The following is a 7,163-nucleotide window of genomic DNA, read 5'->3' on the forward strand; positions in this document are numbered from 1 at the left end:
CGGCGCGTGGGACGTCACAGCCGCCGCGATCCGGCAGAAGCGACTGACAACAGCAGCACCTCGGGCACACCCGTTTCGCACGGCACGGGCCCGCAGGCCGCGCCCGGTACGGGGCGGCGCAGGCGGGGAGCGGCGGACGAAACCCCTGCGCACGGAACTCCTGCTCACGGAACCCCTGCTCACGGAACCCCTGTCCCTCCTGTTGACGGAGCGGCCCGGTCCGTCCCGTCCCAGACCCCGCCCCACGGAGTGCCGCACGTCCGTGGCGGGCACCCCGAGCAGCGGGAGCCCGGCGGCGGCTGGGGCGACGCCACCGGCACCGGCACCGGCGCCAGCACCAACGCCGACCCCGGCACAGGTCGCGGGCCCCGGATCCGGCGTGGCCGCGGCCTTCCCGGGCCCCGCCAGGACTACGTGGCCGCGTTCCCCGACGACGAGGGCGACCCCGTTGGCACGGGGGAGCCGGCCGCGCGGCCGCCGCGCCCCCGCGACCCGTACGCCTCCGTCACCGACTGGGACGCCGTCCCGGAGCCGGCCGACGACGGCGGAGGCAGGGGCGGCAAGAAGGGCGGCCGGCGCCGTACGGTCGCCGGTGTCGCCGTGGCCGCCGCCGTGACCGGCGTCCTCGGGGTCATCGTGGCGGGTCAGCTCGCCGGCGGCGGGAAGGGCGCGGACACGCGGACCAAGGCCGCCCCGGGCGGCACCCGTGACACGGACGACCCCGCCTCCCGCTCGGACCGCAGGCCGACGCCCGCCGAGGCGAAGAAGGACGAGCCCCCGGCGACGTACGAGCAGAAGATGGGCGAGAAGAATCCGATGGACGCGAAACTCAAGGCGTCCGGCGACTTCGAGGCCATCCCCGGATTTGAGAAGGCGCCCGGCAAGGGGCGGCTGTTCCGCTATCGCGTCGATGTGGAGAAGGGGCTCGGTCTGGACGGCGGGCTCTTCGCGCAGGCCGTGCAGAAAACCCTGAACGACGACCGGAGCTGGGCCCATGCCGGGGCCCGCACTTTCGAGCGGATTTCGTCGGGGAAGCCCGATTTCGTCATTACGCTCGCGAGCCCGGGAACGACCGCGGCCTGGTGCGCGAAATCCGGTCTCGACACGACTCAGGACAATGTGTCGTGCGATTCCGCGGCGACGGAACGCGTGATGATCAACGCTTATCGGTGGGCGCAGGGCGCGAAGACCTATGGCGACGCCGTCCAGAAGGAGTACGGCAGCGCCATCTTCCCGTACCGGCAGATGCTGATCAATCACGAGGTGGGGCACCGGCTCGGCTTCAACCACACGGACTGCACGAAGGACGGCGGCCTCGCGCCCGTCATGCAGCAGCAGACGAAGTTCCTCAACCACGACGGGATCAAGTGCAAGGCCAACCCCTGGGCTTTTCCCAAGAGTTGAGTCCGCCGGTGAGCGGGTCGGTGCCCGCGGCCGACGGGCGCCGCTTTGACATCCGTCGGAAGTTCGTTCATATTTCTCCGCATGTCGAACCGTCACGCCCCGTCGAGCGCCGCCCTTGAGCTGGCGCTGTTCGGCGTGACCGCGCTCTGCGTGGCCGACATTCACTGTTGCTGACGCCCGCCCCGGCGAGTGCGTCGCTTTTTCCCGGCTTTCGGATGACATCTTCCTGAGCAGCCGTATGCCGTCGTTTCCCGCACCTTTCCCGGGGTGAGCCCTGTCGCTCCCATTTCACCTTCGCACCCCGAGAGGTCTCTTTCCGATGCGTCATTCGTCCGTCATATCCCGCCGCGTGGCAGCGGTATCCGTCAGCCTGGTCCTGGCCTCGGGCGTCGTCGCCTGCGCGGGCCCGAAGGACGGCGACGCCGGAAGCGGCGGCTCCGGCAAACCCGCCAAGGGCGGCACGCTCACCGTCCTCAACCGCGACCCGCAGGCCGACTTCGACCCCGCCCGGCTCTACACCTCCGGCGGCGGCAACGTGCCGAGCCTCGTCTTCCGCACGCTGACCACCCGCAACCGCGAGGACGGCGCCAAGGGCACGGAGGTCGTCCCCGACCTCGCCACGGGCCTGGGCAAGCCGAGCAAGAACGCCACCGTGTGGACGTACACCCTGAAGAAGGGGCTCAAGTACGAGGACGGCTCGCCGATCACGACCGCCGACATCAAGTACGGCATCGAGCGGTCGTTCGCCGCCGAACTGTCCGGCGGCGCACCCTTCTTGAGGGACTGGCTGATCGGGGGCGCCGACTACGAAGGACCGTACAAGAGCAAGGGCGGCCTGGACTCGGTCGAGACGCCGGACGAGCGGACGATCGTCTTCCATCTGAACAAGCCCGTGGGTGATTTCGACTACGTGGCCACCCAGACGTCGTTCGCGCCGGTGCCGAAGAGCAAGGACAAGGGCACCAAGTACGAGGAGCACCCGCTCTCTTCGGGCCCGTACAAGGTCGTCGAGAACGAGAACGACGGTGAGCGGCTGCGCCTGGAGCGCAACCCGCACTGGTCCGCGAAGAACGACCGGGAGCGGAAGGCCTACCCCGACGTCATCGACGTACGGTCCGGGCTCGACTCGTCCGTCATCAACCAGCGGCTCTCCGCGAGCCAGGGCGCGGACGCCGCCGCCGTCACCACCGACACCAACCTCGGCCCGGCCGAACTCGCCAAGGTCACCGGCGACAAGGAACTCGCCTCGCACGTCGGCACCGGACACTTCGGCTACACGAACTACCTCGCCTTCAACCCCAAGGTGAAGCCGTTCGACGACCCGAAGGTGCGCCAGGCCATCTCGTACGCCGTGGACCGCTCGTCGGTCGTCAACGCGGCGGGCGGCTCCTCGCTCGCCGAGCCCGCCACCACGTACCTGCCGAACCAGAAGTCCTTCGGATACACGAAATACGACCACTTCCCGGCGGGCCCGTCGGGCAACCCGAAGAAGGCCCGTGAGCTCCTGAAGGAAGCCGGTCACAAGGACGGGCTCACCATCACGCTCACGCATTCCAACGCCAAGGACTTCGAGACCAGCCCCGAGATCGCCACCGCCATCCAGGACGCGCTCAAGAAGGCCGGGATCACCGTCAAGCTGCAGGGGCTTGAGGAGAACGACTACAGCGACAAGACGCACAGCGCCAAGGACGAGCCCGGCCTCTTCCTCGCCCACTGGGGTGCCGACTGGCCCTCCGGTGGCCCCTTCCTCGCCCCGATCTTCGACGGCCGGCAGATCGTGAAGGACGGCGCCAACTTCAACTCCGGGTTCCTGAACGACAAGTCCGTCAACGACGAGATCGACGAGATCAACAAGCTGACCGATCTCGAAGCCGCCGCCAAGCGCTGGGGCGCCCTCGACAAGAAGATCGGCGAGAAGGCGCTGACCGTGCCGCTCTTCCACCCGGTCTACAAGCGGCTGTACGGCAAGGACGTCAAGAACGTCGTCATCAGTGACTGGACCGGTGTGCTCGACGTCTCCCAGGTCGCGGTGAAGTAGTCGTGTCGATCTTCTGGCAGCGGCTGCGCGAGCAGCGCGCCGCCCTCGTCGCGGCGGGCGTCGTCGCGCTGCTCGTCCTCGTGGCGCTCGCCGCGCCGCTGCTCACCGCCCTGGAGGGGCAGGACCCCACCACGTACCACCCGGACCTCATCGACTCGGCGCGCGGTGGCGTGCCGGTCGGCCCGTTCGGCGGGATCAGCGGCGAGCACTGGCTCGGCGTCGAGCCGCAGACCGGCCGCGACCTCTTCGCCAGGCTCGTGTACGGGGCCCGGGTCTCGCTCGGCGTCGCGCTCGCCGCGACCGTCGTCCAGGTGTTCATCGGGGTCGCGGTCGGGATCGCCGCCGGGTTCGGCAGCCGCTGGGTCGACCAGGTGCTCGGCAGGGCCACCGAGGTCATCGTGGCGCTGCCGCTCATGGTCCTCGCGCTCGCGCTGCTGGCGGTGGTGCCCGGCGGGTTCCCGCGGCCCGTGCTCGTCGCCCTCGTCATCGGCCTCATCGCCTGGGGCGGCGTCGCCAAGCTCGTGCGCGCGCAGACCATGACGCTCAAGGAGCTCGACCACGTGGCCGCCGCGCGGCTCAGCGGCTGGGGCTCCGTGCGGATCGCCCGCCGCGAACTGCTGCCCGCCCTCGCCGCACCCGTCATCACCTACGCAGCACTGCTCGTCCCCACCAACATCACGGTCGAGGCCGCGCTCTCCTTCCTCGGCGTCGGCGTGAAACCGCCGACACCCTCATGGGGACAGATGCTCACCGCCGCGGACGTCTGGTACCAGGCCGCACCGCAGTACCTGCTCTACCCGGCGGGCGCGCTGTTCGTCACCGTGCTCGCGCTCACCGTCCTCGGCGACGGCGTGCGCACGGCCCTCGACCCGCGGGCCGAGTCGCGGCTGCGGATCGGGACCGGCCGGAAGCGGGAGGCCAGGGCATGACCGGCTTCCTCGCCCGGCGCGCCGTCGGCGCGGCCGTCACGCTCCTCGCCATCTCCGTGATCGTCTACGCGGTGTTCTACGCCGCACCGGGCAACGTCGCCCAGATCACCTGCGGCCCCCGCTGCTCACCCGCCCAAGTGCAGCAGGTCGCCGAGCAGTTGCGGCTCGACGATCCGCTGTACGTCCGCTACTGGGAGTTCCTCCAGGGCATCGTCGTCGGCCACGACTACTCGACCGGCACCGGCACCGAACACTGCGCCGCGCCCTGCCTCGGGATCTCCTACCAGAGCGACCAGCAGGTCACCGCGCTGATCATGGCGAAGCTGCCGGTCACGGCGTCGCTCGCGCTGGGCGCCATGGTGCTGTGGCTGCTCCTCGGCGTCGGCACCGGCGTGCTCTCCGCCTGGCGGCGCGGCCGGCTCGGCGAGCGCGTGCTGACCGCCGTCACGCTCGCGGGCACCGCCACACCCGTCTTCGTCATCGGCCTGCTGCTGATGATCGTGGTCTGCGGACAGCTCCAGTGGCTGCCCTTCCCGCAGTACGTCGACTTCGCGGACGACCCGACCCAGTGGGCGTGGAACCTGCTCCTGCCATGGCTGTCGCTCGCCCTGATCGAAGCCGCCAAGTACGCGCGCCTGACCCGCTCCTCGATGCTGGAGACCCTCGCCGACGACCACGTACGGACCTTCCGCGCGTACGGCGTGGGGGAGCGGTCGATCATCGGGAAGCACGCCCTGCGCGGCGCCGTCGCACCCGTCATCGCGCTGACCGCCAACGACTTCGGGTCGATGTTCGGGGGCGCCGTGCTCAGCGAGACGCTGTTCGGCCTGCCGGGTCTCGGGCGCGAGCTCGTGCACGCGGTCAAGGTCGTCGACCTGCCGGTGGTCGTCGGGATGGTCATGGTGACCGGCTTCTTCGTAGTGCTCGCCAATGCCGTCGCAGACGTCCTGTACGCGGTGGCCGACCGACGGGTGGTGCTGTCATGAGCCTTGTACGCGTGCGGGACCTGAGCGTGGAGTTCAGGTCCGGGGAGCATGCCGTGCGCGCCGTGGACGGCGTGTCCTTCTCCCTGGAGGCGGGCGGCGCACTCGCCCTCGTCGGCGAGTCGGGGTCGGGCAAGTCCACCGTGGCGTCCGCGCTGCTCGGGCTCCACCGGGGCACGGGCGCGCAGGTCGGCGGATCGGTGCGGGTCGACGGCATCGACGTACAGGCGGCCTCGGAGGCGGAGCTGCGGCGGCTGCGCGGCGGCAGGGCGGCGATGGTCTTCCAGGATCCGCTCTCCGCCCTCGACCCGTACTACGCGGTGGGCGACCAGATCGCCGAGGTCCACCGGGTGCACACGGGCGCGTCCCGGCGGGAGGCACGCGCGCGTGCCGTGCGGGTGCTCGACCGGGTCGGCATCCCCGACGCCGCACGCCGCTCCCGCGCGCGCCCGCACGAATTCAGCGGCGGCATGCGGCAACGCACCCTCATCGCCATGGCGTTGGCGTGCGAGCCCGCGCTCCTGATCGCCGACGAGCCGACCACCGCGCTCGACGTCACCGTCCAGGCCCAGATCCTCGACCTGCTGCACACGCTGCGGGAAGAGACCGGCATGGGGCTGCTCCTGGTCACCCACGACGTCGGCGTCGCGGCGGAGAGCGTCGACGAGGTCCTGGTGATGCGGGGCGGTCGAGCGGTGGAGCGGGGTGCGGTGCGGGACGTCCTCGGGGCGCCCCGTGAGGCGTACACCCAGAAGCTCCTCGGAGCGGTACCACGGGTGGACGCGCCGCGGACCGCTCCGGCGCGCCAGGGCGGCGAGGTCGTCCTCGAAGCGGTCGGACTGCGCAAGGAGTTCGGACGCGGCAGGCGGGCGGTCACCGCGGTCGACGACGTGTCCCTCACCGTCCGCCGTGGGGAGACGCTCGGTGTGGTCGGCGAGAGCGGCAGCGGCAAGACGACGCTCGGACGGATGCTGGTGGGGCTCCTGGAGCCGAGCGCGGGGCGCCTCCGGTACGGGGGCGAGGGTGCGGAGGGGCGGCCCGGCGGCGGGGTGGTTCCCGGTGTGCAGATGGTGTTCCAGGACCCCGTCTCCTCGCTCAACCCGCGGCGGTCCATCGGCGAGTCCGTCGCCGATCCGCTGCGCGCGCGGGGCGAGGACGACTCCTTCGTACGGAGGAGGGTGCGCGAACTCCTGGAGCGCGTCGGTCTCGACCCGGCACACTACGACCGCTACCCGCACGAGTTCAGCGGCGGACAGCGTCAGCGCGTCGGCATCGCGCGGGCCCTCGCCGGCGAGCCGAGGATCATCGTGTGTGACGAGCCGGTGTCGGCGCTCGACGTGACGACACAGGCCCAAGTGACTGCGCTGCTGGCCGAGTTGCAGCGGGAGCTCGGGCTCGCCCTCGTCTTCGTCGCACACGATCTCGCCGTGGTGCGCCAGGTCAGCGACCGGGTCGCGGTGATGCGCCAGGGGCGGATCGTGGAGTACGGAACCGTGGACGAGGTCTACGGCTCGCCCCGGGACCCGTACACGCGGCGGCTGCTCGCCGCCGTGCCCGCGCTCGACCCGGAGGCGGCGGCGCGGCGCAGGGAGGCGCGCAGGGAGCTGGCCGCAGCCTGACTCTCGGTAACGAAAAGGGGCTTGCGCGGCCCTATAGCGCGACGGAACGCTACCGGCGCGAGAAAGTTACTGCCGTTCACCCCTTCTGGTGGGGGGGGGGGGGGGGCCCCCCCCCCCCCCCCCCCCCCCCCCAACCCCACACACCCCCCCCCCCCCCCCCCCCCCCCCCCCCGCCCCCCACCCCCGGACC

The 7,163-nt window shown here is 71.3% G+C and carries 6 protein-coding genes; all 6 read left to right on the forward strand.

The features are described from left to right. Window positions 1-6: 6 nt before the first annotated feature. The 6 genes from ACI2L3_RS22225 to ACI2L3_RS22250 all read left to right on the forward strand — a co-directional run bounded on the left by ACI2L3_RS22225 (window position 7) and on the right by ACI2L3_RS22250 (window position 6,973). The gene (locus tag ACI2L3_RS22225; RefSeq protein ID WP_404754108.1) at window positions 7-1,404 is read left to right on the forward strand and encodes a DUF3152 domain-containing protein; all 1,398 of its coding nucleotides are present in this window, start codon (window positions 7-9) and stop codon (window positions 1,402-1,404) included. A gap of 81 nt (window positions 1,405-1,485) precedes the next feature. After that, complete coding sequence (locus tag ACI2L3_RS22230; protein ID WP_404754109.1) at window positions 1,486-1,578, forward strand: Ms4533A family Cys-rich leader peptide; 93 nt, start codon at window positions 1,486-1,488, stop codon at window positions 1,576-1,578. A 145-nt stretch (window positions 1,579-1,723) separates the two neighbouring features. Beyond that, the gene (locus ACI2L3_RS22235; protein ID WP_404754110.1) at window positions 1,724-3,442 is read left to right on the forward strand and encodes an ABC transporter substrate-binding protein; all 1,719 of its coding nucleotides are present in this window, start codon (window positions 1,724-1,726) and stop codon (window positions 3,440-3,442) included. A gap of 2 nt (window positions 3,443-3,444) precedes the next feature. Further along, window positions 3,445-4,371 carry an ABC transporter permease gene (locus tag ACI2L3_RS22240; protein WP_404754111.1) on the forward strand — a complete coding sequence of 309 codons (927 nt, stop codon included), beginning with the start codon at window positions 3,445-3,447 and terminating at the stop codon, window positions 4,369-4,371. Continuing rightward, window positions 4,368-5,357 carry an ABC transporter permease gene (locus ACI2L3_RS22245; RefSeq protein ID WP_404754112.1) on the forward strand — a complete coding sequence of 330 codons (990 nt, stop codon included), beginning with the start codon at window positions 4,368-4,370 and terminating at the stop codon, window positions 5,355-5,357. The genes ACI2L3_RS22240 and ACI2L3_RS22245 overlap by 4 nt, the downstream gene beginning before the upstream one ends. Beyond that, complete coding sequence (locus ACI2L3_RS22250; protein ID WP_404754113.1) at window positions 5,354-6,973, forward strand: dipeptide ABC transporter ATP-binding protein; 1,620 nt, start codon at window positions 5,354-5,356, stop codon at window positions 6,971-6,973. The genes ACI2L3_RS22245 and ACI2L3_RS22250 overlap by 4 nt, the downstream gene beginning before the upstream one ends. Window positions 6,974-7,163: the final 190 nt, after the last annotated feature.

Origin of the sequence: Streptomyces sp. NPDC029674 (assembly GCF_044903205.1) — a bacterium.
In the GTDB taxonomy this organism is placed as follows: Bacteria; Actinomycetota; Actinomycetes; order Streptomycetales; family Streptomycetaceae; genus Streptomyces.

Excerpts from the sequence above, each read along its gene's own strand:
- ACI2L3_RS22250 (WP_404754113.1), top strand. The coding sequence starts at position 5,354 with ATGAGCCTTGTACGCGTGCGGGACCTGAGCGTGGAGTTCAGGTCCGGG.
- ACI2L3_RS22230 (WP_404754109.1), top strand. The coding sequence starts at position 1,486 with ATGTCGAACCGTCACGCCCCGTCGAGCGCCGCCCTTGAGCTGGCGCTG.
- ACI2L3_RS22245 (WP_404754112.1), top strand. The coding sequence starts at position 4,368 with ATGACCGGCTTCCTCGCCCGGCGCGCCGTCGGCGCGGCCGTCACGCTC.
- ACI2L3_RS22235 (WP_404754110.1), top strand. The coding sequence starts at position 1,724 with ATGCGTCATTCGTCCGTCATATCCCGCCGCGTGGCAGCGGTATCCGTC.